This is a genomic window from Neisseria sp. P0021.S007 (genome assembly GCF_051956855.1).
On the sequence record NZ_JBQCXA010001059.1, the window covers coordinates 1 to 539 of the forward strand.

General features: G+C 54.2%; 1 protein-coding gene. It reads right to left on the bottom strand.

Annotation, left to right across the window (positions count from 1 at the left end; all coding sequences use genetic code 11):
* Nucleotides 1–539: ATP phosphoribosyltransferase regulatory subunit (locus ACTHUR_RS17515; RefSeq protein ID WP_440399991.1), on the bottom strand; the 539-nt coding region annotated here is incomplete at both ends.

Below are 539 nucleotides of genomic sequence, written 5' to 3' on the forward strand. Positions count from 1 at the left end.
CGTTGAAACCTTGTGCGCGTAGGGCTTGCGCGTATTTCATTACTTGCAAATCCGCACCCTCGCCCTGATGCATGGCGTACACGTCAGGCGCGGCATTGACTTCCAGCGAACCGTATTCGCTAACCAGCAGCAGCAAACGCTCGATACCCATTGCAAAACCAATGGACGGAGCGGGCTTGCCGCCGAGTTCTTCAATCAAACCGTCGTAACGTCCGCCGCCGCACACCGTCGCCTGCGCGCCGAGTTTGTCGGTCGTCCATTCAAAAACGGTCTGGTTGTAATAATCCAAGCCGCGCACCAGTCGCGGGTTTTCAACGTATTCAATGCCCAAGCCTTCCAGCATGGCTTTGAAACGGCTGTAATGGTTGCGCGATTCCTCGCCCAGATAATCGGTCAGATGCGGCGCGGCATTGCAGATTTCCTGCAAATCGGGATTTTTGGAATCCAAAACGCGCAACGGATTGGTTTTCAGACGACGTTTGCTGTCTTCGTCCAATTTGTCTTCATAACGGGTCAGATATTCGACCAAAGCCGCACGG